Origin of the sequence: Arcobacter sp. F155 (assembly GCF_004116455.1) — a bacterium.
GTDB lineage: Bacteria > Campylobacterota > Campylobacteria > Campylobacterales > Arcobacteraceae > Halarcobacter.
Window position 1 is genome coordinate 1 of record NZ_PDJU01000012.1, and the last position, 23,256, is coordinate 23,256.

A 23,256-nucleotide genomic window follows, 5' to 3' on the forward strand; every position below is an offset into this window, starting at 1 on the left:
TAAAAAATGCAACAAAAACAGGAGGATACTACTGGGTGTTTGCAACAGTATATCCATTTGAGAGTTGTGATGGAACAAAAGGGTTTTTATCTTGTAGAAGAAAACCATCAAGAGAAGAAATAGCTGATGCTGAAGCTTTATATGCTCAGTGGAATAAAGAAGAAGGAAGGTAATAAAAATGGAAAATAATACAACAAACAACACAAATAACAACGAAGAAGAAATTGTAAATTATGCAAATACAAGTGAGTATATGACATTTGAATTAGGAAAAATGAAGTATGCAATTGAACTGCCAAAAATAAGAGAGATTTTAACTTACCCTGAGTTAATTACAACACTACCAAATACAAAAACTTGGGTAAAAGGTTTAATCAACTTAAGAGGTGAAGTTGTACCAATTTTAGATATTAGAATTAAGTTTAAAACTGGTGAAGCAATTTACAATGATAGTACAGCTGTAATTGCAGTAATTACTGAAGATAAAAGAATGATTGGACTAGTTGTTGATAAAGTTGATGATGTACAAAGAATTGATATCTCATCTTTAGCTCCTGTTTCTGATATGGGTTCTGCAATCCCTTCAAAATACTTAAAAGGTTTTGTAAGACTAGAAAATAATCAAATGTTAGTAATTATGGATGTTGAATCAGTAGTTGACAAAGAAGAACTAAAATAACAAGGCTTTAAATGCAAGAAAAAATTGAAAAACTTAGGGCGATGAAGCTTCTTTTTGTAGAAGATGAAGATGATTTAATCGAGATTATATCTGATACTTTAGATAAACTAGATACAAATTATCTTACTGCAAAAAATGGTGAAGAAGCGCTTGAATTAGTAGAAAAGAACCCTGATTTATCAATGATTATAACAGATATTAATATGCCAGTTATGAATGGTCTTGAAATGATTGAAGAGTTAAAACAAAAAGATATAAATCTTCCAATCATAGTAATGTCAGCACATACTGAATTAGAGTACATAAACAAAGCAAAAGAGCTTGGAGTAAATGATTATTTATTAAAGCCTTTTGATTTTATTAAGTTTATTAATTTAATTGTATCTTTGGATAGAAGTAACTAATATGCCTAGTGTTGATAAGAACCTTTTAAAAAGACTCACTATTCTATACGTAGAAGATGATGAAAGTGTTAGAAGTGAGATAGTATCACTTTTATCAAACTTCTTTCAAAATGTTTTTTCTGCTAAAGATGGTAAAGAAGGTTTAGAACTTTATGAGCAAAGAAAAGATGATATTGATGTAATCATTGCCGATATTAATATGCCAAATCTAAGTGGAATAGAGATGGTAAAAAAAATAAGAGAAACAGATAAGGATATCTCTATTCTTTTTGCAACTGCATATTCTGATAATGAGTTTTTAAGTGAAGCCATAAAATTAAAAGTTTTTGAGTATATAACAAAACCAATTGATATAAGAAAATTAATGACTGTTCTTAATGAACTTGCATTAATGAAATATCAAGATTTTTTAATAGCTCAACAAACTAAAGAGCTTAAAAAATATAAAGATATCATGTACAATAATAATATTGTCATAAGAACAGATAGTGACTTTAAAATAAAGCATGTAAATGAACTATTTTGTGAGATTACAGGTTTTGATAAAGATGAATTAGTTGGTAAAGATATTGATACAATAAGACATCCAGAAACTGATAAAAAAATCTATGAAAAAATCAAAAAAGTAGTTCCTGTTGACAAGCAGTTTGAAGATAGAATAAAAAATCTTAAAAAAGATGGAACATACTATATTTCAAATACTTCTGTTGTAGCTGTACTAAATGACGCTGGTGAGTTTATTGGTTCATTAATGATTCAAAAAGATGAAACTCAAGAGGCAATAAAAAGAAGAGAAGTACAAAGTCACTTGATTAAAGATAAGGGTGAAATCTTTATAAAAGGTAAAGAAGCTAGTGCTGAGTTACAACATGAGATTAATAAACTAATCTATGAGATTGAAAACCTTAAAAAAGAGGTTAAAGCTGCAAAAGCAGATAAAGACCAATATGTTTATACTGTAGAGAAATATAGAGTAGAAAACAAAAAGCTAAAGCAAGAGTATAAAAGACTTAGAAATGAAGCTAATTCTATAGAAGAGAAGCATAACTTAGTAAAAAAAGTTAATAAAGAAAACTCTGATATGAAGATAGAAAATAAAATGCTTCATACCAAACTTGAAAATATTGAAAGTGAACATGAAAAAGAGTGTAAACAAATAAAAGTTAACTTTGAAATTGAAATTGATGATTTAGAAGAAGAACTAAGTGCTTTAAGAGAAAAAGTTGAAAATGTAGAAAATGCAGAAGCAGTTTCTCAAAAACTTTCATACTGGAAAGAAAAGGCAAAAGCTGAAGCTAAAAAGGTTGATAGATTAGAAAAAGAGCTTTTAAACATAGCTCCAAAAGATGTTTTAGTTAGAATTTTTGGAAGCTCGTAAGCTTCCTAAAAATCTATTTTATTTCAATAGAGATAATTTTTTGTTCACTTAAAGGTTTATTCCCTTGATATCTTCCTGATGTTGGTACATTCTCTATTTTTTTAACCACATCCATTCCTTCTTTTACATATCCAAAAATAGTGTGTCTACCATTTAACCAATAAGTTGGAACAGTAGTAATAAAAAATTGACTTCCATTTGTATTTGGTCCTGCATTAGCCATTGCTAAAACACCAGTTTTATCAAAAAGAGCTTTTGGTGAGAATTCATCTTTAAATGGTTTTCCCCAAATTGATTCTCCACCTCTTCCTGTTCCTGTTGGGTCTCCCCCTTGAATCATAAAGTTTTTAATAACTCTATGGAAGATTGTTCCATTATAGTATCCATCTTTTGAGTGTTTTACAAAGTTTTCAACAGCTTTAGGTGCTAAATCAGCTCTAAGCTCTACTTTAATATCACCTTGAGAAGTTTTAATTGTAGCAATTGGATTATTTGCTTCTAAAAACAACACAAGTGAAAATAAAAAAAGAAATATCTTTTTCATTTAACCTTATCCTTTAGTAATTTTATGTGGCAAATAGTATATTCTTTGAAGATTTAAAACATTATTAAAACTTATGCTTTAGATGACTTTAATAAATATTTGTTAAAATTCAAGCAAATAATTATAAATAGGTTTAAAAGGATTAAATATGATGCCTCAGATGCCTCAACCAACGTTCTACATATTTAAATGTGAACAAAGTGCACCTCCTGGAATGCCTAAGCCTTCATGTGTAAATGAACAAACTCAAGATTTGTTTAATCATCTTGCTCAAACATTAATGCAAAAAGGTGTTATGGGACCAGTTCAAGCAATTAGAACTTCATGTCTAGGTAGATGTCAAATGGGACCAGTAATGATGGTAGAGCCAGGGCACTATATGTATAGTAATCTATCTAAGGAAAAACTAGATAAAATAGTAGATGAACATATTATAGGTGGTAATCCTGTAGCGGAATATTTAATCCCAGAACAGTTCTGGGGAGAACCTATAAATTTAGCTCAATAGAGTAAAAGGGAAAAGACAAAATGACATTTGATATGCTGTATAGTAAAATACATAGGGCAACTGTTACAGATGCAAATCTTAACTATGTTGGGTCAATTACAATTGATGAAGATTTAATGAAAGCTTCAAAGCTTAGAGTAGGTCAAAAAGTAGAAATTGTAAATGTAAACAATGGTGAAAGATTTGCTACATATGTTATTAAAGGGAAAGCTGGAAGTAAAGATATGTGCTTAAATGGTGCAGCAGCTAGAAAAGTAGAAATTGGTGACAAAATTATAGTAATCTCTTATGCTTCATATTCTGAAGAAGAGTTAGAAAACTATAAGCCAACAGTAGTAATTGTTGATGATGAAAATAATATTGACACAGTTACAAATGAATTAGTAGGAAGTGACCATGTTTGATGGAATGGATTTAAGTAAAATCAACTTAAATGATGTAATGGGGCAAGTTCAAGAAATGGCTGATAAAGCTAAAGAAGATAATGCCAATAAAATCTTTACTGCTAAAGCTGGTGGTGGTATGGTTGAAATCTCAATCAATGGAAACTCAGAAGTAATTGATTTACAAATTGATGATTCACTACTAGATGATAAAGACTCTTTACAAATTCTTTTAATCTCTTGTATGAATGATGTAATAAAACAAAGCGATGAAAATAAAAAAGCAATGGCAATGAATATGATGGGTGGATTTGGTTCTTTTGGACAAAAATCTTAGATATGAATAAACTATTAGAAACTTTTGAAAATCACCTTTTAGAAAACCTTCCAAAATCTAAAACTTTTCATCCCCACTTTGAAGAAGCATTGGCAAATATGCTTCAAGCTGGGGGTAAAAGATTTAGACCAATGTTACTTCTTAGTGTAGTTAACTCAAAAAAATCTTTACTTATTCCAAATTCACTTGATGTTGCTCTAGGTTTAGAGATGCTTCATACTTACTCTTTAATCCATGATGATTTACCAGCAATGGATGATGCAGATTTAAGAAGAGGTTTTGAAACTTTACATAAAAAGTATGGAGAAGTAACTGCAATCTTAGTTGGAGATGCTTTAAATACAGAAAGTTTTAATAAAATAGCAAATGCACCTTTACACAATGACATAAAAGTTGAGTTAATCAAAACTTTATCTAGTGATGGTGGAATTGATGGAATGATTATTGGGCAAGCAATTGATTGTTTCTATGAAAACAAAAGATTAGAACTTGATCAGTTAGAGTTTTTGCATACTAATAAAACTGCTAAGCTTATTGCTGGAAGTTTAAAAATGGGTGCTATAATTGCCGAATATGATTTAGAAACACAAGAAAAATTATATAACTTTGGAATTGATTTAGGATTACTATTTCAAATTCAAGATGATATTATAGATGAAACACAAACAGAAGAAGAAGCTGGAAAGACTACACAAAATGATGAGGCAAAAAACTCTTTTGTAAATCTTTTAGGATTAGCAGGTGCAAAAGAGGCAGCAGATAAATTAGCTAAAAAATGTGAAAATACTTTAAATACTTTTGATACAAATCTAAAAGAAAATTTAGATGAACTACTTACAAAGTACCTTTTTAGGCACAATTCATAAAGCTTTAGTCAAATATACTCACACCTCTTGACAAATTAGCAAAAATTTTATAAAATTTGGCACTCTAAATTTTTGAGTGCTAAAATTTTTAAATTAAAAAAATTTATAGGAGAATTAAATGAATTTTAAACCATTAGGAAAAAGAGTTCTTGCTCAAAGAACTGAAGTTGAAGAAAAAACTGCGAGCGGAATTATCCTAGTTGATTCTGCAAAAGAAAAACCAAATACTGCAAAAGTAGTTGCTGTTGGTTCTGAAGTATCAGAATTAAAAGAAGGTGACATTATCGTATTTGAACAATTTAGAGGAACTGAACTTTCATTAGAAGGTGAAGATTACTTAGTATTAGATATTGAAAACGTTATAGGAGTTATGTAAGATGGCAAAAGAGATTACTTTTAGTGACAATGCAAGAAATAGATTATTTACAGGTGTTGAGAAGTTAGCTGATGCAGTAAAAGTTACAATGGGACCAAGAGGTAGAAATGTACTTTTACAAAAATCATTTGGTGCTCCAACTATTACAAAAGATGGTGTATCTGTTGCAAGAGAAATCGAGCTTGATGATACATTAGAAAACATGGGTGCACAACTTGTAAAAGAAGTTGCTTCAAAAACTGCTGATGAAGCAGGTGATGGTACAACTACTGCTACAGTTTTAGCACAATCTATTTTTAAAGAAGGTCTTAGAAATGTAACTGCTGGTGCAAACCCAATTACTTTAAAAAGAGGTATGGATAAAGCAGCTGAAGCAATTCTTGCTAATTTAAAAGCTTCTTCTAAAGAAGTTGCAAATAAAACTGAGATTGAGCAAGTTGCTACTATTTCAGCAAACTCTGACAAAGCTATTGGTTCTATGATTGCTGAAGCAATGGACAAAGTTGGAAAAGATGGTGTTATTACTGTTGAAGAAGCAAAAGGTATTTCTGATGAGCTAGATGTTGTTGAAGGTATGCAGTTTGATAGAGGTTATTTATCACCATACTTTGTAACTAATTCTGAAAAAATGATTACTGAAATGGAAAACCCATTTATTCTTTTATATGACAAAAAAATCTCTAACTTAAAAGAGATGTTACCAATTTTAGAATCAGTTAACCAAGCTGGTAGACCATTATTAATTATTGCAGAAGATGTAGATGGTGAAGCATTAGCTACATTAGTTGTAAATAGATTAAGAGGTTCTTTAAATATTGCAGCTGTTAAAGCTCCAGGTTTTGGTGATAGAAGAAAAGCTATGTTAGAAGATATTGCTGTATTAACAAATGGTACAGTTATTTCTGAAGAGATGGGAATGAAACTTGAAACTGCTGATTTCTCTTGCTTAGGAACTGCTGCTAGAGTTGTTATTGATAAAGATAACACTACTATTGTAGATGGTATTGGTGAGACTGAAAAAGTAACTGGAAGAGTTAACCAAATTAAAGCAGAAATTGAAAATACAACTTCTGACTATGATAGAGAAAAATTACAAGAAAGACTTGCAAAACTTTCTGGTGGTGTTGCAGTTATCAAAGTAGGTGCTGCTACTGAAACAGAAATGAAAGAGAAAAAAGACAGAGTTGATGATGCATTATCTGCAACAAGAGCTGCTGTTGAAGAAGGTATTGTAATCGGTGGTGGAGCTGCTTTAATTAGAGCTGCATCTAAAGTATCTTTAGAATTAGATGGTGATGAGCAAATTGGTGCAGATATTGTATTAAGAGCTATTAAAGCACCTATGAAACAAATTGCTACAAATGCTGGATTTGATGCTGGTGTTGTAGTAAATGAAGTTGAAAAAGCTGACAATGAAAACTTTGGATTCAACGCTGCTACTGGTGAGTATGTTGATATGTTCGAAGCAGGAATTGTTGACCCAGCTAAAGTTGAAAGAGTTGCAATGCAAAATGCTGTATCAGTTGCATCTTTACTTTTAACTACTGAAGCTACAGTAACTGATATTAAAGCTGATGCTCCAGCAGCTCCAGCTATGCCTGACATGGGTGGAATGGGTGGAATGCCTGGTATGATGTAAGAAAAGGAATAAATGAAAGCCAATAGTTTGGCTTTCATCCTTTTCGCAGACTAAGGTGATGTGCTTTAGCACCACCGTGTCCGTAAGGAAATCTAGTTGAAGTCTATAAATTTCCCCATAAAAAAAGGGAAAAGATTTCAAACCTTTTCCCTCTCTTTCTTATCTTTATAAATAAAACTCATATTTATAAAATTCACTCTGTAGTAAATTTTTTAAGTCTTAATTTTAACAATACTAAAATAGAAGATCCTTCGTCATTTGCACCTCCAAGATTGTTTTCTTAATAACAATTATGCTCCTAATAAACTTAAAAACAAATAAATTTATAGAGTAGTTTTTTATGTATCTTTGAACCTTTTTCTTATTTCAAATATTTCATCAAGACTACTAAAGAAGGCATCAATAACTTTAGGACAAAAGTGTTCTCCTGTTTCTTCTTTAAAAAGATTAAATATTTTTTCATCATCCCAAGCCTTTTTATAGACTCTATCACTTCCTAAGGCATCAAAGACATCTGCAACTGCTGTTATTCTTCCATAGATATGTATCTCTTCACCTTTTAGCCCTTTTGGATAACCTTTTCCATTGTACTTTTCATGATGCTCTTTTGAAACAATAGCTGCTGCTTTTAATATTGGTTTATCAGAGTGTTTTAACATATCAAAACCTAATTGGGCATGTGTTTTCATAACTTCAAACTCTTCAACTGTTAATTTTCCAGGCTTATTTAGTATATTGTCTGGAATTCCAACTTTTCCAATATCATGCATTGGGCTAGCAAGTTTTAAAAGCTCAGCTTCTTTTTCTGGTAAACCTAATTTTAATGCTAGAATTTTAGAGTATTCAGCAACTCTTTTTACGTGATTTCCTGTCTCTTTACTTCTTGTTTCAGCGATTTCACCCATTGCATAAACAACTTCTTTTTGTGTACTTATTATCTCTTCGTTAAGATTATTTATTTTGTTTAAGCCTTCATTTATTGATGAAGACATATTTTTAATAGCATATGAAATTTCACCAAGTTCATCTGGTCTATTTATTACTTTTGTATTTATATAGTTTCCATTTTCTATATTTTTAATATTTGACATAATTGTTTTAGTATCTTCTTTTAAAACTCTTCCAAAAACTATTGCAAGTACAATTGCTGACATAATCATAAGTAAACCAATATAAACCATTTCAAGAGTAACATGCATATCAACTACACCATCAAGGTTAAATCTTCTTACTATTAATAATAAAGTTGCAATAGGTGCTATAGTAAATATTAAAAAGGTTTCAATAATTCTTTGAGAAATCTTTTCATTAAAAATAGTAAAATTAGAGTTTTTTGAAATCTCTTTATATCTTTTTTCAAACAGTATATACTCTATTTGAGAAAGAATGGCTGCTCCAAGTGTGATATAACTAGAAAATATTTTTAAGTGACTTGAAATAGGAAACTCTGGATATAGTGTATCATGTAGTATAAAAGCAGTACATCCAGCAAGTACCCATGAAATCATACTTAAAAAATAAGCTTGCCTAGGTAGGGAAATGTTTTTTCTTTGATTTCTAAATGAGTAATAAAGAATTTCTCTATATATCAAGTGAGCAATAAATATGAAAACTAAGTTTCTAAAAAGTTGCTCAGGTCTTAGGCCATCTATAAATGGGCAAACATTTGTACAGAAAGTTTGTAAAAAAACAAGTGAAGTCAAAGACATCAAATAAATATAGGTACGTGTTTTTAAGTTTAATAGGTCATAAATAGTAAACTGATTCATTCTTCTTCCTTTTAAGCTTACTATTTTATTACAGTTTTATTTAATTATTGTGTAGACTAAAAGTACTTTTGTAAGTTATCTAAAGATTTTTTGTGTAGGTTTATATATAAAGAGTCATTATCTCCAATATATTTATAAAAGATTACATCATTGATTGTAATAGCTAGTTCAAAATCTTTCTTATCAAGAGTTTCAAATTCAAAATGTGTTTCTATATATTTATCTTGATAATTATCAAAAATAGAGTTTTTATATGAGTCCATAATAATATTTTCATTTTTTATCAAAAAGCTATTTCCTTTATTTACTTCAGGGCAAGTGATATCAATATAAATTTGATTATCCAAATTTGGGCTAAGGGGATATGTTCTACATACAGTTGGTCTATCTTCATAGATGCTACACATATGATTTTGTTGGTAAAAGCAAAACTCTTTTCCATTTGTTAAAAGTATAACTGGCTTACAAAAACCAAGCTCACCAAAGATAAATAATATAGGAAAGTTTTTATACGTCTTTTCAAACTCTTCTTTTAAAACTTGAGAATAAATAGTTCCTTTTCTTCCATCACAACAGTTTGCATTACAGTTAGAACATGAATCAAAAGTAAAATTATTATTTGAAATAGGAATAAAGCTTTTCATAGAACCTCTTAAAATATATTAATTTTAGTGTAACAAATTTTTGTTAAAATGCCTAAAACTATTTTAATGGAAGATAAAATGAAAGAAAAACTAATAGAAATCATAAAAGAAGCAGGAAAGATATTAAAAGATGGATATTCTTCAAATAAAGAAGTGAACTTTAAAGCAAAAAAAGATTTAGTTACTAAATATGATGTGGCAGTTGAAGAGTTCTTAAAAGAGAAGTTTTCAAAAGAGTTTACTGATTTTAATATTATTGCTGAGGAATCAGATAATAAAAATATTGAATTTAAAGATTCAATTATAGTTGACCCAATTGATGGGACTACTAACTTTGTAAATCAAGTACCTCATACTTGTATTTCAGTTGGAGTATATAAAGATAAAGAGCCATATATTGGAATAGTTTATAACCCAATATTAGATGAACTTTATGAAGCAGAAGTTGGTGAAGGTGCTTTTTTAAATGGTAAAAAATTAGAAGTTTCAAAAGAGAATGATTTTCAAAAATCTTTATTAGCTACAGGATTTCCATATAGTAATAGTACAAATCAAGATGATTTAAATGATGTAATTGAAAAAATAAGAATAATTCTTCCAAGATGTCAAGATATAAGAAGACTTGGAAGTGCGGCAATTGATTTATGCTTTATAGCACGTGGAACTTATGAAGGTTATTATGAAATGAATCTAAAAGCTTGGGATGTAAGTGCTGGAATTATTATCTTAGAAGAGGCTGGTGGTAAGTTTACTAACCTAAGTGGAGATAAATATACTTTATTTGAAGATAAGTATATAGTGGCTTCAAATGGTTTAATCCATGATGAGTTAATAACACTACTTAATCAATAAAGTAACAATTTAGAACTTTTAAGATAAAATATCTGATTTTAAAAAGGTTTAAGGCAATTAAATAATGTGTGGAATAGTTGGATATATAGGAAAGCAAAATACTACTGAGATTTTATTAGATGGTTTAAAAGAGCTTGAATACAGAGGATATGACTCTGCAGGAATTGCACTTTTAAATAAAGAAAAAATAGATGTTTTTAAAGCTTTAGGAAAATTATCAAACTTAAAAGAGAAAGTTGAAAAAGCAAATCTTGATACATATTCAATAGGAATAGGTCATACAAGATGGGCAACACATGGAAAGCCAACAGAACTTAATGCTCACCCTCACTTAGGTGAGTTTTCTTATGTAGTTCATAATGGAATTATTGAAAACTATAAAGAGATAAAAGATGAGCTTCTTGAAAAAGGTCATAAGTTTGTATCTCAAACAGATACAGAAGTAATAGTTCACCTTTTTGAAAACTATTATAATCTTTGTAATGATGAAGATAAAGCCTTTAATCAAACTATTGAGAGACTTGAAGGTGCTTTTTCTATTCTTTTAATTACAAAAGCAAATATTGAAAAAATATTTTTCTTTAAGCATGGAAGCCCCTTAATTATTGCAAAGGGCAAAGAAGAGGGTGAAGTTTTATTCGCTTCTTCAGATGCTCCTTTAATTGGACTTGCAAATGATGTTGTTTATTTAGAAGACGGAGTTGGAGGAATTGCAACTTCAAAGGGAATTGAGTTTTTCAGTGATGATTACTTATGGAGTTCTTTACCTTCTTCAAAACAGTTTGCTCAAAAAGATGGTTTTAGATTCTTTATGGAAAAAGAGATTTATGAGCAAAGCAATGTTGTAAGTGATTGTATGCTTGGAAGAATTCAAGATGAAGAGATTTTATTTGATGAGCTTGACCCTTCTATTTTAGAAGGAATTGAAGAGATAAATATTTGTGCATGTGGAACTTCATATCATGCGGGAATCACAGCTTCATATCTTTTTGAAAGACTTTCAAAAATTAGATGTAATGTTGTTATTGCAAGTGAGTTTAGATATAAAGAACCACTTTTAAATAAAAACAGTCTATTTATAGTTATCTCTCAAAGTGGTGAAACCGCAGATACCTTAGAAGCTTTAAAGATGGCAAAAAATGCAGGACTTAAAACTTTAGTTGTATGTAATGTTGATAACTCTTCTATGACTAGACTTGCAGATAATACTATTCTTACAAGGGCAGGAATAGAAAAAGGTGTTGCTTCAACAAAAGCCTTCTCTACTCAAACAGTAGTTTTATGGATGCTTTCTTTATATTTTGCTAAGCAAAATGATAAGATTTCATCAGAAACTTTACAAAAAGAGATTCATGCATTAAGAGAAGTTCCAAAGTCACTTATTGTAAGTGATAAAATGCATGAAAAAACAAGAAGATTATCAAAACGATATCTTCATGGCCATGGTTTTTTCTTTATAGGACGAGATGTCTTTTTCCCATTAGCACTTGAAGGTGCTTTAAAATTAAAAGAAATTTCATATTTACATGCAGAAGGATATCCAGCAGGTGAAATGAAACACGGTCCAATCGCATTAGCAGATCCTGAGTTATTCACGATTGCTTTAATGCCTGAAAATTTATTATATGACAAAATCAAATCTAATGTTGAAGAGTTAAGTGCTAGAGATTCTACTATTTGTACGATTTCTCCTTTAGAGTTTGAACTTAGTGATGATTTTATAAAAACTCAAAAAGCTGATCATTATATGTTAGAGTTTTTTGAAATGTTAGTTGTATTGCAACTTCTATCAATGGAGATCTCAATACGATTAGGAAACGATGTTGACATGCCAAGAAACTTGGCTAAGTCAGTAACTGTTGAATAAATATTAATTTTTTATTTTTTTAGTGTAGTTTAAAGATAAAAGATAAGTATGTATTTGATGGAAAACAAAAATGGAAAACAAAATAGGAAAACAAAAATGGAAAACAAAACAAGCTACTTATTTACAAGTGAAGTTGTAAGCCCAGGACACCCAGACAAATGTGCAGATATCATTGCTGATACTATAGTTGACAAACTTATTATTGAAGACTCTAATTCAAGAGTTGCTTCAGAAGTTTTTGTTGCTGGTAAGCACGTTGTTATTGGTGGAGAGGTTAAGTCAAAATGCCAACTTTCACAAGAAGAATATGAAACACTAGTAAAAGATGCTTTAGCAAAAATTGGTTATGACGGTAAGTCTGCTTTTACAAAAGAGCAATGCCTTCATCCTGATGATGTAGAAGTACAAGTTTTATTAAACCAACAATCTCCTGATATTTCTCAGGGTGTTGACCAAGAAACAGGTGATATTGGAGCAGGTGACCAAGGAATTATGTTTGGTTTCGCTTCAAATGAAACGGCAGATTTAATGCCTGCAGCAATTACTTATGCTAGAATGCTTTGTGATAAAGTATATAACTATGCATTAAAACATAATCAAAAACTTGGAGTTGATATTAAAACTCAAGTTACTGTTGATTATGGTACAAAAGAGAATTTTGAGAATTGTAAACCTCAAAAAATTCATACAATTGTTGTAAGTGCACCATCAGTAGATGGTATGCCAATTGAAGAGGTAAGAGAGTTAATTCAAGGTTTAATTGATGATACTGGATTACCAACTGATATGTATAACAAAGATGAGACTATTATTCATATTAATCCAACAGGAAGATATGTATCTCACTCTTCATTACATGATTCAGGATTAACTGGAAGAAAACTTATTGTTGACTCTTTTGGTGGTTATTCACCTATTGGTGGTGGAGCTCAGTCTTCAAAAGATTATACAAAAGTTGATAGATCTGGATTATATGCTGCTAGATGGATTGCAAAAAATATTGTTGCAGCAGGACTTGCTAAAAAAGCAATTGTTCAAATTTCATATGCAATAGGAGTTGCAAGACCAACTTCAGTAGCAGTTGATACAATGGGTACTTATACTAAATTTGATGATGATAAACTGTCTCAAATTGTAATGGATGAGTACTCATTAACTCCAAGATGGATTACAGAAAAATTTGGTTTAGATAAACCAAGTGAAAAAACTTTCCTTTATGCTGATGTAGCTTCAAGAGGACAAGTTGGTCAAAGTGATTATCCTTGGGAAAAACTTGACGAAGTTGAGAAATTAAAAAATATTTAAAAAGATAAATTTTAAAAAGGATTTATAATGGATTTAAAAAACTTATTTAGTAAAATTTCATTTGATAATAAAGAACAACAAGCAACTAAAAAAGATGCACCAACACACTGGATTAAATGTCCAGAGTGTTCATCTTTAATGTTCTTTAAAGAGGTTGAAAATCAAAACAATATATGCCCAAAATGTAATTTTCACATGAGAATTGGAGCTAAAAGAAGAATAGAGATTTTAGCAGATAGTGACTCTTTTGTTGAGTATGATGCTGATTTAAAACCTATAGATCCTTTAAAATTTGTTGATAAAAAATCTTATAAAAAAAGAGTTGACGAAGCTGAAAAGAAAACAGGTAGAACTTCTGCTGTTATTAGTGGTGAGTGTACAATCAATGGTTTACCAGTACAAGTAGTTGTATTTGACTTTGCATTTATGGGTGGTTCTTTAGGTTCTGTTGAAGGTGAAAAAATTGTTAGAGCTGTAAATAGAGCTATGGAAAAACACCAAGGTTTAATTATTGTTTCTGCTTCAGGTGGAGCTAGAATGCAAGAATCAACTTTCTCTTTAATGCAAATGGCAAAAACATCTGCAGCACTAAAGAAAATGGACCAAGCAAAACTTCCTTATATCTCAGTTTTAACTGATCCAACTATGGGTGGTGTTTCTGCTTCATTTGCTTTCTTAGGTGATATTATTATGGCAGAACCAGGTGCATTAGTTGGATTTGCTGGACAAAGAGTTATTAAACAAACTATTGGTGCAGATTTACCAGAAGGTTTCCAAAGAGCTGAATTCTTATTAGAAAAAGGTTCAATTGATATGGTTGTTAATAGAAGTGATATGAAGAAAACTCTATCTGATCTTTTAACAATGTTCTACAAAGATAGCCAAGTTAGCTAATTTTTTAATAGAATCCCTTTTGGGATTTCTATTTTATCTCTCATGAAAATAAATATATATGCAATAGTAAAACCTAGTAGTGATGATTTTGATAAATTAAATAAAGAGTTTATTAAAATGTGTTCAAAGTATGCAAAGGTTGAAGTTCATCATATCTTCGATAAAAATATTGCAAAAGCTCAAAATATATCTCAAAATGAAGCACAAAAATCTTATACACAAGCTTTTGAAAAATATCTAAATGGACATTGTATAGCACTTGATGTTCTTGGAAAAAAAGTTGATAGCTTTAAATTCTCAAAAATGATTTCAAATGATAGTGAAGTTAACTTTTTCATAGGCGGAGCATACGGCTTTGAAAGGGACTTTTTAAATAAATGTCAAAGTGTAATTAGTCTTAGTGATTTAACTATGGCACATAAAGTTGTAACTGTAGTTTTATTAGAACAAATCTTCCGAGGCCTTGCTATAAAGAACAATCATCCATATCATAAATAATTTATAATATTTTCAGTATAATTGCAAAATTTTTTAAATAAGGTATAATATGGCTAATGCAAAACAGATTGAAGAGTTGAAAAATATTCTTGTCGAAAGAAGAGATTTAATCACTCAAAACATTCAAGGTAGTAGAGATAGTATCGATTCTTTAAAAAACTCTGAGTGTAATGATGAGTATGATTATGCAGAGGTTTCAAGTGATAGTTTTAAGGAAGGGATTATCGCTAACCAACAAATTAAAGAGTTAAATGAGATTGAAGACGCATTAAAAAGAATTGAAAAAGGTACTTATGGTACTTGTGAAATGTGTGATGAGTCTATTGCTATTGGAAGACTTAGAGCAAAACCATTTGCAAAGTATTGTACTCCTTGTAGAGAGATTCACGAAAAAGAACAATAATAAAAAGGATTTTATGTGGGACTTAAAAAATATATAGGGTTTTCCCTTTTATTAATAATTGCTGTAGCACTTTATGTTTATAGTGTAGAAAGTGGTAGTTACGAAATTACAGTTTTAGATTATACTATGCAGTTACCAACTGTTTTATGGATAATAATTCCAGTTGCAGCATTATTCTTTTTTACAGTTCTACATTTAGTATTTTATGGTTCATTAAACTTCTTCAAAACAAGAGGTTTTATCAAAGATGAAGAATCAATTGTAGAAACAATCAAGTCTTTATTACTTCAAAAAGAAGATAAAAGAAGATTTAAAACTCAAGGCTATAAAAACCTTGCTTCAATTTTAAAACAGTTAGATATCTCTGTAAAAGAAGGTACATTTACTTCTTCAAATGAAGAGTTAAATACTATTGTAGCTTCAATAAAAGATATTGAATCAGGTAAGCATATTGCTGATAAGAGTTTAAAACTTAATCCTGATTCAGCCTTAGCTAAAAAGAATTTAATTAATAAAATCAATGAACAAATTGATTATGCTGTTGATGTATTAAAAAAACAAGATAATTTTGCAGAAGAAGTTGTAAAAGCAGCATTTTATACAGTATTAGAAAACAAAAGCATGACTACTGTTAAAAAGGTTTACTCAAATGTAAAACTTACAAAAGACATGGCTTTAAAACTATTTTTAAAAGATATTGATAATTCAGAATTTGGATTATCTAAAGAAGAAATACAAAAGATTACTAAAAGTTTAGATTATACAGAACAAGAGTTTTTAACTCTTGCAAAATTATACAAAGATGCATTAAATCCAGACAAACTATTAGACCTTTTTGAAACATTATCAAATGATAATGAAGCAGCCGCTGGTGCATATTTTTATATTCTATTAGAGCTTGAAATGATTGAGAAGCTAAAAGATTTATTATCAGGATACAATGATGATGAACATAAAGCTATTAGAGCTGTACTAGATTTAAAAGATGCGGGTAAACACTACTCTTTAGAAGACATAACTAACATAAACTAATAATGACAAAAAAAATTGACTTTAGCCAGCCACTTATTGTGCTGGCACCACTAGCAGGATATACAGACTTACCTTTTAGATCTGTTGTTAAAAAATTTGGTGCAGACGTAACTATTTCTGAAATGATTTCTTCAAATGCCCTTGTTTATAAATCAGAAAAAACAAGAAAAATGATTGAAAAATCTCCACAAGAAGATCCATATATTGTTCAAATAGCTGGAAATAAACCAGAACTAGTAAGAGATGCCGTTGAAATCTTAAATGATATAGAAGGAATTGATGGTATTGATTTAAACTGTGGTTGTCCTGCTCCTAAAGTATTTAATCATGGTTCAGGTTCTAACCTTCTAGGTGATTTGAAAAAACTAGAAGAGATTTTAGGTACAGTAAAAAAATACTCTAAAAAACAATATACTAGTGCAAAAGTAAGACTAGGGGTTGATACAAAAATTCCAGTAGAGATTGGAAAAGCAGTTGAAGCTTGTGGTGTTGACTTTGTATCTGTTCATGGTAGAACAAGAGCAGGAAAATATAAAGCTCCTGTTGATTATGATGCAATTAAAGCTATGAAAGAAGCTGTATCAATTCCCGTTATTGCAAATGGAGATATAAAAGACTACACGAAAGCTCAAGAGGTATTAAAGTATACTAATGCAGATGGTGTAATGATTGGACGTGGTGCAATTGGTAAACCATGGGTATTCTATCAACTAAAGCATGGAATTGAAGATATTAGTGCAGATAAAAAAAGAGAAATTATCTTAGAGCACTTTGATGCAGTAATTGATTTTCATGGTATTCATGGAGCAGTTATGTTTAGAAAACTGCTTCATTCATACTCTAAAGGTTATCAAGGTGCAGCAGAGTTTAGAGATATAATTAATCGTATAAATGATGAAAAAGTCATGCGAGATATGATAGAAAACTTTTTTTAAAAGCTATTTAGTTAGAATAGCTACTATTTAAATTTTAAGGAACAAATTGACAGATTATTATTATGAGTTAATAGTTGAGCCAGAAGAAAATTATGAAGTTTTCCTTGACCTAGTTGCAGCATTAACTAACGAAGCAATAGAAGAGTTTGATGGAAAAATTATTGCTAGAAGTGAAGATGATTTAGAAGATATAAAAGAGGGAATTGAAAAATTCTCTCAAGCAGTTAATATCAACTGTAAAATGACCTTAACAAAAAAAGAGAATGAAGACTGGATAAAACAGTATCAAGAGTCTGTAAAATCAGTTGAAGTAGGGAAATTTTTTGTAAGACCTTCTTGGGAAGAAAAAAGAGATGATAAAATAGATATTATCATTGACCCTGCTTTATCTTTTGGTTCAGGTCACCATGAAACAACATCTTCTTGCCTTGAAGCAATTAGTTCTTATGCAAAAGAAGATTATGAAGTAATTGATGTGGGAACAGGAAGTGGTATTTTAGCAATTGGAGCTTCTAAGTTGGGTTGTAAAGTAGATATTTGTGATACAGATGAAGTTTGTATTAAAGATACTGCATCAAACTTTGAACTTAATAGTACTACTTTTAATAATTCATGGGTAGGTTCTGCAAACAATGTTAAAGATAAAAAATATGACATGGTAATTGCAAATATCGTTGCAGACGTATTAGTATTTATTCATAATGATTTAAAAAAATGCTTAAAAGATGATGGTATACTAGTTATATCAGGTATTTTAGATAAACATAAAGATAAGGTACTTAGAAAATTTAAAGACTTAGAGCAGTTAGAGCTTATTCATAAAAATGAGTGGATAACAGTAATATTTAAAAAACAGGAGTTAATTTAAATGAAGAATCGACCAGATAAAAATGGCCAAGATAACAACAATAATAACAATAACTTTTTTAATAATAATCCATTATTAGTATTTGTTGTTTTCTCAATAGTTACTATTTTTGTATTTAAAACATTATTCCCTGAGGGTAACTCTCAAATGGGTACTGTAGCAAATCAAAATATTGCTGCTTATGGACAAGCTAAAAAGCAAACTATTGCATACTCAGAACTTAAGAAATTAATTTCTACTGGAAGTATCCAATATGTAGGAATTGGAAATACTCAAATTAAAGCAGTAAGTAAACCAGCAAATGGACAAGTTACTACTTATACAGTAAGAAGAGTAGTTCCAGATAATACTTTAATTCCTTCATTAGAAGAAAAAGGTATCTCTTATGGTGGTATCAATGAAGAGAATTTATTAGCAGATGTACTATTTGGATGGGTTTTACCAATCTTTATTTTCTTTGCAATTTGGATGTTCCTAGCAAGAAGAATGTCTAAATCTATGGGTGGAGGTTCTGGAGGAATTCTAGGAATCGGAAGCTCTAAGAAAATGATTAATTCTGAAAAGCCAAATGTTAAATTTGAAGATATGGCTGGAAATAAAGAGGCAAAAGAAGAAGTACAAGAAGTTGTAGACTTCTTATCTGACCCTGAAAGATATGTAAAACTTGGAGCTCAAATTCCAAAGGGTGTTCTATTAGTAGGACCTCCAGGTACTGGTAAAACATTATTAGCAAAAGCAGTTGCTGGTGAAGCAGATGTTGAATTCTTATCTGTTTCTGGTTCTGCATTTATTGAAATGTTTGTTGGTGTTGGTGCTTCAAGAGTTAGAGACCTTTTTGAGCAAGCTAAAAAAGCAGCTCCTGCAATTATCTTTATTGATGAGATTGATGCAATTGGTAAAAGTAGAGCATCTGGTGGACCAATGGGTGGAAATGATGAGAGAGAACAAACTCTAAATCAACTTCTTGCTGAAATGGATGGTTTCTCAACTGAAGCTGCTCCTGTTATTGTATTAGCAGCTACAAATAGACCAGAGGTTCTTGACCCAGCATTATTAAGACCAGGAAGATTTGATAGACAAGTTTTAGTTGATAAGCCTGACTATGAAGGAAGAATTGAAATTCTTAAAGTTCATATTAAAGATGTAAAATTAGGTAAAAATGTTGACTTAAAAGAAGTAGCTAAAATGACAGCAGGTCTTGCTGGTGCAGACTTAGCAAATATCATTAATGAAGCAGCACTTTTAGCAGGTCGAGCTAAAAAAGATCAAGTTGACCCAAGTGATTTCAAAGAAGCAGTTGAAAGACAAATTGCAGGACTTGAAAAGAAATCAAGAAGAATTTCTCCAAAAGAGAGAAAGATTGTTGCTTACCATGAATCAGGTCACGCATTAATTGCAGAGATTACAAAAGGTGCTAAAAAAGTAAATAAAGTATCAATTGTACCAAGAGGTTTAGCAGCTTTAGGATATACACTTAATACTCCAGAAGAGAACAAATACTTAATGCAAAAACATGAGCTAATAGCTGAAGTTGATACACTACTTGGTGGTAGAGCAGCTGAGGAAGTATTTATTGGTGAGATTTCAACAGGTGCTGGAAATGACCTTGAAAGAGCTACTGATATTATTAAGTCAATGGCATCTATTTATGGAATGAGTGATGTTGCAGGTCTTATGGTTTTAGAAAAAAGACAAAACCAATTCTTAGGTGGACAAACTCAAAAAGACTTCTCAGATGAGATGGCAAAAAATCTTGATGACCATGTTAAGACTGTATTAAATGAAAGATATGAAGCAGTATTACAAGAGTTAAGAGACCATAAAGAAGCAATTGAGCAAATGACAGCTGAATTACTTGATATTGAAGTTATCTCTGGTGAAAGAGTAAGAGAGATTATCAAAGAAAACGGTGGAGTTGTTTTTGAAGATGAAGATTTACATACTGAAGCTTTAAATGAAGATGAAGATGAAGAATCTTCAGAAAAAGAGAATACTGAAACTAAAGAAAACACTACTGAAGAAACTAATACAGTTGAAGAAGATACTACATCTTTAACTGATGAAAATAGTTCTACTAAAGACGATACTAAATAAAATCCCCCTAAAATATATGCTAAAGAAAAAGTAAGGTTTTCCTTACTTTTTTATATTAAAATAATTATATCTTTTAAACTGTAAATAAATATGTTACATTTAATATGGTATTATTAACAATTACTAAATTGGGTTAGCATATGATTGATAAACTAAATACAACTCGTGACTTAGTGATAGTCCTTATTTTAGGATTAATCCTTTGGCTTATTCTTGGAAGTTATGATGGCTTTGAAGCACTTATATCTTATTTAAAGTCCCATGAAGAGTATGAATTAGATGAAGTATTTTTATTGCTATTAATACTTTCTCCTTTTTTAATAGTATATGCACTATTAAGAATAAAAGAAGCATATCATTTAAATAAAGAGTTAAAACAATTAAATGAAAAATTAGAACAAAGAGTTCAAGAAGAGTTAGCTAAAAGAAAAACAAATGAGGCATTATTAATACAACAATCACGGTCTGCAGCTTTAGGTGAAATGATATCAAATATTGCTCATCAATGGAGACAACCTTTAAATGCAGTTAGTTTAAATGTTCAAAACTTAGATTTCTTGTATAAAAATAAACAGTTAACCGATGAACAAATGGAAAGAAGTGTAAAGAAAATCACTTTTTTAACTTTAAACATGTCACAAACAATTGATGATTTTAGAAACTTTTTTAAGCCTGAAAAAATCAAACATAGTTTTGATATAAATGAAACTGTTAAAAAGGCATTGAGAATTATAGATGCTTCATTTAATAATTTAAATATAAAAATTGATTTTAAAGCCCATGATAATGAAAATATTGCATATGGTTATGAAAATGAATATTCTCAGGTAATTGTAAATATTTTGACTAATTCAAAAGATAGTTTTATTGAAAAAGATATTGAAAATCCATTGATAAAAATAGAGTTAATTAAAGATGAAAATAGCATTGACTTAATATTAAAAGATAATGCAGGTGGTATTCCAAAAGAGATTTTCCCAAAAATTTTTGACCCATATTTTTCAACAAAAGAGAATGGTACGGGTATTGGTTTATATATGTCAAAGATGATAATAGAAAAGAGCATGAATGGGAACTTAAGTGCTAAAGATATTGATGGTGGAGTTAAGTTCACTATTTCAGTTCCTATTTCTAAGGAGAAATAAATGCTTCAGATGAAAAAAGAGTTAAGTTTTTTAAATGAGTTAAATGTACTTTATGTAGAAGATGATAAGTTTATCCAAGAAGAGTTAGAGTTTTTTTTATCAGGAAAAGTAAAAAAACTATTTATTGCTTCCAATGGAGAAGAAGGCTTAGAAACCTTTAAAAACAATCAAATTGATTTAATCATAACTGATATTCAAATGCCTAAAATGAATGGCTTGGAGATGAGTTATGCAATTAGAGAGATAGATAAAGATGCAAAGATTATTATCACAACAGCATTTAATGACACAGAATACTTAATGGAAGCAATTAAACTAAATCTTGGTAACTATTTAACTAAACCCCTTGATTTAAATTATTTAATAGAGATAATGATTGAGAGTGCTAAAAATATTCTTTTAGAAAAAGAGAATAAAAAGATATTAAATACTTTTGAGCAGTACAAAAGTATTGTTGATGAAAGATCAATTGTTTCAAAAACTGATGTAAATGGAATAATTACCTATGTAAATAAACCTTTTGAAGAGATATCAGGTTATAAGATTGAAGAGCTTTTAGGAAGGTCTCATAATATAATTCGTCATGAAGATACTCCAAGTGAAATTTTTGAAGAGATGTGGAATACAATTTTAGATAAAAAAGTTTGGCAAGGAAAAATAAAAAATAAGAAGAAAAATGGTGATTATTATATTGTAGATACTATTATCAAACCAATTTTAAATGTTGATGGACAGATTGAAGAGTTTATTGCTTTAAGAAATGATATTACTGAGTTAGAGATGTCAAAAGAGTATTTTAAAAATAGAAATGAAAAATTCACTACAAATTTAAAAGACTCTATAAGAGTAGCAAAAACATACAAAGATATTGTAGATAAATCTAATATGATTATTCGAATTGATTTAGATAGAAATATAACTTTTGTAAATGAAGTTTTTTGTGAAGTAAGTGGATACTCTAAAGATGAATTAATAGGTAAACCATACTCTATTTTAAGAGATAAAAGTATTTCAGAAGAAGAGTATGAAAAAGATATTAACTCTATGTTTGAATCAATGGCAGAGAAAAAAGTTTTAAAAAAGAAAATTATCAATCAAAAGAAAGATGGCTCAATCTTCTATTGTAAAGCTATTTCATATCCTCTTTTAGACAGAAATGGAGAGGTTTATGAATACATGGGCGTAAGACATGATATTACAGATATAGAGAATCTTCATAAAGAGTTAGAAGATACTCAACGAGAGCTTATCTATAGACTTGGAGAGGTAGGGGAAACTAGAAGTAAAGAGACTGGAAATCATGTAAAAAGAGTGGCAAACTATTCAAAGATACTTGCACGTAAATATGGTTTATCAAAAGAAGAAGAGAGTTGCTTGTTTACTGCTTCACCAATGCATGATATTGGAAAAGTAGGGATTCCTGATGAGATATTAAATAAACCTGGAAAACTAGATGAAAATGAATGGGAGATTATGAAAACCCATGCTGAAATAGGTTATGAAATCTTAAAAAATTCAACAAGACCTATTTTAAAAGCAGCAGCAGTTGTATCCTATACTCACCATGAAAAATGGGATGGGTCTGGTTATCCTCAAGGCTTAAAGGGTGAAAATATTCACATCTATGGAAGAATAACAGCAATAGCAGATGTATTTGATGCTTTAGGAAGTGATAGAGTTTATAAAAAAGCTTGGTCTTTAGAAAAAATATTAGACTTCTTTAAAGAGCAAAGTGGGAAACACTTTGACCCAAATTTAATAAAAATATTCTTTGATAACTTGGATGAGTTTTTAAAGGTTAGGGATAAATACAAGGATGATTTTGAGAGTTAAACA

24 protein-coding genes are annotated in these 23,256 nt (G+C 29.8%); 21 read left to right on the forward strand and 3 right to left on the reverse strand.

Annotation, left to right across the window (positions count from 1 at the left end; genetic code table 11):
* The first annotated feature begins 178 nt into the window (after positions 1–178).
* Genes CRV03_RS11845 through CRV03_RS11855 form a run of 3 tightly spaced genes read left to right on the forward strand, consistent with a single transcriptional unit; the run spans position 179 to position 2,461 of the window.
* Positions 179–679 (forward strand): chemotaxis protein CheW, encoded by a 501-nt coding sequence (locus CRV03_RS11845; RefSeq protein ID WP_129085359.1) that lies wholly within the window; start codon positions 179–181, stop codon positions 677–679.
* 11 nt (positions 680–690) lie between these two features.
* A complete protein-coding gene (locus CRV03_RS11850) occupies positions 691–1,083 on the forward strand; it encodes a response regulator transcription factor (protein ID WP_129085360.1) in 393 nt (130 codons plus the stop codon).
* Between the two features lies 1 nt (position 1,084).
* Positions 1,085–2,461 carry a response regulator gene (locus tag CRV03_RS11855; RefSeq protein ID WP_129085361.1) on the forward strand — a complete coding sequence of 459 codons (1,377 nt, stop codon included), beginning with the start codon at positions 1,085–1,087 and terminating at the stop codon, positions 2,459–2,461.
* Positions 2,462–2,474: 13 nt separating this feature from the next.
* Here the strand turns inward: CRV03_RS11855 and CRV03_RS11860 are convergent, their stop codons facing one another.
* Positions 2,475–3,005 (reverse strand): peptidylprolyl isomerase, encoded by a 531-nt coding sequence (locus CRV03_RS11860; RefSeq protein ID WP_129085362.1) that lies wholly within the window; start codon positions 3,003–3,005, stop codon positions 2,475–2,477.
* 148 nt (positions 3,006–3,153) lie between these two features.
* Between CRV03_RS11860 and CRV03_RS11865 the strand changes: the two genes are divergently transcribed.
* The 6 genes from CRV03_RS11865 to groL all read left to right on the forward strand — a co-directional run bounded on the left by CRV03_RS11865 (position 3,154) and on the right by groL (position 7,114).
* Positions 3,154–3,513, forward strand: coding sequence for a ferredoxin (locus CRV03_RS11865; protein WP_129085363.1), 360 nt, complete (start codon positions 3,154–3,156; stop codon positions 3,511–3,513).
* Positions 3,514–3,533: 20 nt separating this feature from the next.
* Positions 3,534–3,917 (forward strand): aspartate 1-decarboxylase, encoded by a 384-nt coding sequence (gene panD, locus CRV03_RS11870; RefSeq protein ID WP_129085364.1) that lies wholly within the window; start codon positions 3,534–3,536, stop codon positions 3,915–3,917.
* Positions 3,910–4,233 (forward strand): YbaB/EbfC family nucleoid-associated protein, encoded by a 324-nt coding sequence (locus tag CRV03_RS11875; protein ID WP_129085365.1) that lies wholly within the window; start codon positions 3,910–3,912, stop codon positions 4,231–4,233. Before panD ends, CRV03_RS11875 begins: the two co-directional genes overlap by 8 nt.
* 2 nt (positions 4,234–4,235) lie before the next feature.
* Positions 4,236–5,099 (forward strand): polyprenyl synthetase family protein, encoded by an 864-nt coding sequence (locus CRV03_RS11880; RefSeq protein ID WP_129085366.1) that lies wholly within the window; start codon positions 4,236–4,238, stop codon positions 5,097–5,099.
* Between the two features lie 118 nt (positions 5,100–5,217).
* Complete coding sequence (gene groES, locus CRV03_RS11885) at positions 5,218–5,475, forward strand: co-chaperone GroES (RefSeq protein ID WP_129085367.1); 258 nt, start codon at positions 5,218–5,220, stop codon at positions 5,473–5,475.
* Position 5,476: 1 nt separating this feature from the next.
* A complete protein-coding gene (gene groL, locus CRV03_RS11890) occupies positions 5,477–7,114 on the forward strand; it encodes a chaperonin GroEL (RefSeq protein WP_129085368.1) in 1,638 nt (545 codons plus the stop codon).
* A gap of 338 nt (positions 7,115–7,452) precedes the next feature.
* Here the strand turns inward: groL and CRV03_RS14370 are convergent, their stop codons facing one another.
* Both CRV03_RS14370 and CRV03_RS11900 read right to left on the reverse strand, forming a co-directional pair.
* Positions 7,453–8,883, reverse strand: coding sequence for an HD-GYP domain-containing protein (locus CRV03_RS14370; protein ID WP_129085369.1), 1,431 nt, complete (start codon positions 8,881–8,883; stop codon positions 7,453–7,455).
* A gap of 56 nt (positions 8,884–8,939) precedes the next feature.
* The gene (locus CRV03_RS11900) at positions 8,940–9,527 is read right to left on the reverse strand and encodes a YkgJ family cysteine cluster protein (RefSeq protein WP_129085370.1); all 588 of its coding nucleotides are present in this window, start codon (positions 9,525–9,527) and stop codon (positions 8,940–8,942) included.
* 78 nt (positions 9,528–9,605) lie between these two features.
* Between CRV03_RS11900 and CRV03_RS11905 the strand changes: the two genes are divergently transcribed.
* The 12 genes from CRV03_RS11905 to CRV03_RS11960 all read left to right on the forward strand — a co-directional run bounded on the left by CRV03_RS11905 (position 9,606) and on the right by CRV03_RS11960 (position 23,253).
* Complete coding sequence (locus CRV03_RS11905) at positions 9,606–10,379, forward strand: inositol monophosphatase family protein (RefSeq protein ID WP_129085371.1); 774 nt, start codon at positions 9,606–9,608, stop codon at positions 10,377–10,379.
* A gap of 64 nt (positions 10,380–10,443) precedes the next feature.
* Complete coding sequence (glmS, locus tag CRV03_RS11910) at positions 10,444–12,246, forward strand: glutamine--fructose-6-phosphate transaminase (isomerizing) (RefSeq protein WP_129085372.1); 1,803 nt, start codon at positions 10,444–10,446, stop codon at positions 12,244–12,246.
* A gap of 96 nt (positions 12,247–12,342) precedes the next feature.
* Positions 12,343–13,551 carry a methionine adenosyltransferase gene (gene metK / locus CRV03_RS11915; RefSeq protein ID WP_258239085.1) on the forward strand — a complete coding sequence of 403 codons (1,209 nt, stop codon included), beginning with the start codon at positions 12,343–12,345 and terminating at the stop codon, positions 13,549–13,551.
* A gap of 27 nt (positions 13,552–13,578) precedes the next feature.
* Positions 13,579–14,445 (forward strand): acetyl-CoA carboxylase, carboxyltransferase subunit beta, encoded by an 867-nt coding sequence (gene accD / locus CRV03_RS11920; protein WP_129085374.1) that lies wholly within the window; start codon positions 13,579–13,581, stop codon positions 14,443–14,445.
* Positions 14,446–14,487: 42 nt separating this feature from the next.
* Positions 14,488–14,943: a 23S rRNA (pseudouridine(1915)-N(3))-methyltransferase RlmH gene (locus tag CRV03_RS11925; RefSeq protein WP_129085375.1), complete on the forward strand. Its 456-nt coding sequence runs from the start codon at positions 14,488–14,490 to the stop codon at positions 14,941–14,943.
* Between the two features lie 49 nt (positions 14,944–14,992).
* Positions 14,993–15,346, forward strand: a complete 354-nt coding sequence (gene dksA, locus CRV03_RS11930; RefSeq protein WP_129085376.1) for an RNA polymerase-binding protein DksA — start codon at positions 14,993–14,995, stop codon at positions 15,344–15,346.
* A 15-nt stretch (positions 15,347–15,361) separates the two neighbouring features.
* On the forward strand, positions 15,362–16,378 hold the full coding sequence (locus CRV03_RS11935; RefSeq protein ID WP_129085377.1) for a hypothetical protein: 1,017 nt from the start codon (positions 15,362–15,364) through the stop codon (positions 16,376–16,378).
* A gap of 2 nt (positions 16,379–16,380) precedes the next feature.
* Positions 16,381–17,313 (forward strand): tRNA-dihydrouridine synthase, encoded by a 933-nt coding sequence (locus CRV03_RS11940; protein ID WP_129085378.1) that lies wholly within the window; start codon positions 16,381–16,383, stop codon positions 17,311–17,313.
* A 46-nt stretch (positions 17,314–17,359) separates the two neighbouring features.
* Positions 17,360–18,181, forward strand: coding sequence for a 50S ribosomal protein L11 methyltransferase (locus CRV03_RS11945; RefSeq protein ID WP_129085379.1), 822 nt, complete (start codon positions 17,360–17,362; stop codon positions 18,179–18,181).
* A complete protein-coding gene (gene ftsH / locus CRV03_RS11950) occupies positions 18,182–20,275 on the forward strand; it encodes an ATP-dependent zinc metalloprotease FtsH (RefSeq protein WP_129085380.1) in 2,094 nt (697 codons plus the stop codon). It begins immediately after the preceding gene.
* A gap of 140 nt (positions 20,276–20,415) precedes the next feature.
* Positions 20,416–21,420, forward strand: coding sequence for a sensor histidine kinase (locus CRV03_RS11955; protein ID WP_129085381.1), 1,005 nt, complete (start codon positions 20,416–20,418; stop codon positions 21,418–21,420).
* Complete coding sequence (locus CRV03_RS11960) at positions 21,421–23,253, forward strand: PAS domain S-box protein (RefSeq protein WP_129085382.1); 1,833 nt, start codon at positions 21,421–21,423, stop codon at positions 23,251–23,253. It abuts the gene before it with no gap.
* Positions 23,254–23,256: the final 3 nt, after the last annotated feature.

What these genes read in the sequence shown, in the direction of transcription:
- CRV03_RS11845 (WP_129085359.1), top strand. Translation starts at nt 179, where the DNA reads ATGGAAAATAATACAACAAACAACACAAATAACAACGAAGAAGAAATT.
- CRV03_RS11850 (WP_129085360.1), top strand. Translation starts at nt 691, where the DNA reads ATGCAAGAAAAAATTGAAAAACTTAGGGCGATGAAGCTTCTTTTTGTA.
- CRV03_RS11855 (WP_129085361.1), top strand. Translation starts at nt 1,085, where the DNA reads ATGCCTAGTGTTGATAAGAACCTTTTAAAAAGACTCACTATTCTATAC.
- CRV03_RS11860 (WP_129085362.1), bottom strand. Translation starts at nt 3,005, where the DNA reads ATGAAAAAGATATTTCTTTTTTTATTTTCACTTGTGTTGTTTTTAGAA.
- CRV03_RS11865 (WP_129085363.1), top strand. Translation starts at nt 3,154, where the DNA reads ATGATGCCTCAGATGCCTCAACCAACGTTCTACATATTTAAATGTGAA.
- panD (WP_129085364.1), top strand. Translation starts at nt 3,534, where the DNA reads ATGACATTTGATATGCTGTATAGTAAAATACATAGGGCAACTGTTACA.
- CRV03_RS11875 (WP_129085365.1), top strand. Translation starts at nt 3,910, where the DNA reads ATGTTTGATGGAATGGATTTAAGTAAAATCAACTTAAATGATGTAATG.
- CRV03_RS11880 (WP_129085366.1), top strand. Translation starts at nt 4,236, where the DNA reads ATGAATAAACTATTAGAAACTTTTGAAAATCACCTTTTAGAAAACCTT.
- groES (WP_129085367.1), top strand. Translation starts at nt 5,218, where the DNA reads ATGAATTTTAAACCATTAGGAAAAAGAGTTCTTGCTCAAAGAACTGAA.
- groL (WP_129085368.1), top strand. Translation starts at nt 5,477, where the DNA reads ATGGCAAAAGAGATTACTTTTAGTGACAATGCAAGAAATAGATTATTT.
- CRV03_RS14370 (WP_129085369.1), bottom strand. Translation starts at nt 8,883, where the DNA reads ATGAATCAGTTTACTATTTATGACCTATTAAACTTAAAAACACGTACC.
- CRV03_RS11900 (WP_129085370.1), bottom strand. Translation starts at nt 9,527, where the DNA reads ATGAAAAGCTTTATTCCTATTTCAAATAATAATTTTACTTTTGATTCA.
- CRV03_RS11905 (WP_129085371.1), top strand. Translation starts at nt 9,606, where the DNA reads ATGAAAGAAAAACTAATAGAAATCATAAAAGAAGCAGGAAAGATATTA.
- glmS (WP_129085372.1), top strand. Translation starts at nt 10,444, where the DNA reads ATGTGTGGAATAGTTGGATATATAGGAAAGCAAAATACTACTGAGATT.
- metK (WP_258239085.1), top strand. Translation starts at nt 12,343, where the DNA reads ATGGAAAACAAAACAAGCTACTTATTTACAAGTGAAGTTGTAAGCCCA.
- accD (WP_129085374.1), top strand. Translation starts at nt 13,579, where the DNA reads ATGGATTTAAAAAACTTATTTAGTAAAATTTCATTTGATAATAAAGAA.
- CRV03_RS11925 (WP_129085375.1), top strand. Translation starts at nt 14,488, where the DNA reads ATGAAAATAAATATATATGCAATAGTAAAACCTAGTAGTGATGATTTT.
- dksA (WP_129085376.1), top strand. Translation starts at nt 14,993, where the DNA reads ATGGCTAATGCAAAACAGATTGAAGAGTTGAAAAATATTCTTGTCGAA.
- CRV03_RS11940 (WP_129085378.1), top strand. Translation starts at nt 16,381, where the DNA reads ATGACAAAAAAAATTGACTTTAGCCAGCCACTTATTGTGCTGGCACCA.
- ftsH (WP_129085380.1), top strand. Translation starts at nt 18,182, where the DNA reads ATGAAGAATCGACCAGATAAAAATGGCCAAGATAACAACAATAATAAC.
- CRV03_RS11955 (WP_129085381.1), top strand. Translation starts at nt 20,416, where the DNA reads ATGATTGATAAACTAAATACAACTCGTGACTTAGTGATAGTCCTTATT.
- CRV03_RS11960 (WP_129085382.1), top strand. Translation starts at nt 21,421, where the DNA reads ATGCTTCAGATGAAAAAAGAGTTAAGTTTTTTAAATGAGTTAAATGTA.